Raw genomic sequence first — 1,075 nt, forward strand, 5'->3', positions numbered from 1 at the left:
CTTTCCCAATGCCATTCTGTTAGCTTCCTGTCCTTTCTCTCGCAGTCCTCAACCCCGCATAACTTTCGTTATCCGGTTTGGCCTCTTTCCCTTTCGCTCGCCGCTACTTAGAAAATCACACAGCTGTCTCCAGCTGCTGGTTTTGTTTTCTCTTCCTGTGGGTACTTAGATGTTTCAGTTCCCCACGTTCCCCCTACAGAACTATTTATTCATCCTGCAGTGACTGGGCTTTTCCCAGCCGGGTTTCCCCATTCGGACATCGGCGGCTCTCTGACTGTTTGCGTCTCCCCGCCGCGTTTCGCTGCTTTCCGCGTCCTTCTTCGGCTCCTGGTGCCTAGGCATCCTCCCTACGCTCTTCTTCGCTTGATCCCTCTCTCCTCCTCCACCCTCTCGGGCTTCCGATTCCTGAGTTCTTTGAAGTGGTTTCTCCTTCGAGAGTTCCCTCTCGTCGCAGGTCTCTCTCCTGCTTCCCTCTTGGACGTTTCTTTCTTCTTTTCGGCTCTTCAAGCTCCGCTCTCGCTTCGCTTGTTCTTCAATGTGCAATTTTCAAGGTACCACTGATCTGCCAGCCGTCAGCTGTCAGATCCAAACTAACTATATTTTGGAGCCATATAGCCCCAAATGGAGATAATGAGATTCGAACTCATGACCCCCTGCTTGCAAGGCAGGTGCTCTCCCAACTGAGCTATACCCCCGTTTCAGACATCCTCCGCCTACCGCGGAAAACACCCGAAAATGGGCTTAAGTGGACTCGAACCACCGACCTCACGCTTATCAGGCGTGCGCTCTAACCGGCTGAGCTATAAGCCCATATAATTTCGGCAGCCACCTACTCTCCCAGGCAGTCACCCACCAAGTACCATCGGCCGTCTGTGGCTTAACTTTCGTGTTCGGGATGGGAACGAGTGTTTCCCACAGACGCATCGTCACCGAAAATATATAGTTTTCAAGAAACTTGAAAACCGAACAGTATAACATCTGATCCGAGTTTCCTTCCTTAGAAAGGAGGTGATCCAGCCGCACCTTCCGATACGGCTACCTTGTTACGACTTCACCCCAGTTACTTGATTCACCT

General features: G+C 51.6%; 2 tRNA genes and 3 rRNA genes. All 5 read right to left on the reverse strand.

The window, feature by feature from the left end:
- Positions 1 to 369 (reverse strand): 23S ribosomal RNA (locus tag H8730_RS17325); the annotation flags it as partial.
- A gap of 253 nt (positions 370 to 622) precedes the next feature.
- Positions 623 to 695, reverse strand: a tRNA-Ala gene (locus H8730_RS17330).
- Between the two features lie 41 nt (positions 696 to 736).
- Positions 737 to 810: transfer RNA gene (locus H8730_RS17335), tRNA-Ile, on the reverse strand.
- Positions 811 to 816: 6 nt separating this feature from the next.
- Positions 817 to 934, reverse strand: a 5S ribosomal RNA gene (gene rrf / locus H8730_RS17340).
- A 67-nt stretch (positions 935 to 1,001) separates the two neighbouring features.
- Positions 1,002 to 1,075, reverse strand: a 16S ribosomal RNA gene (locus H8730_RS17345); the annotation flags it as partial.

Origin of the sequence: Bianquea renquensis (assembly GCF_014384895.1) — a bacterium.
GTDB lineage: Bacteria > Bacillota > Clostridia > Lachnospirales > Bianqueaceae > Bianquea > Bianquea renquensis.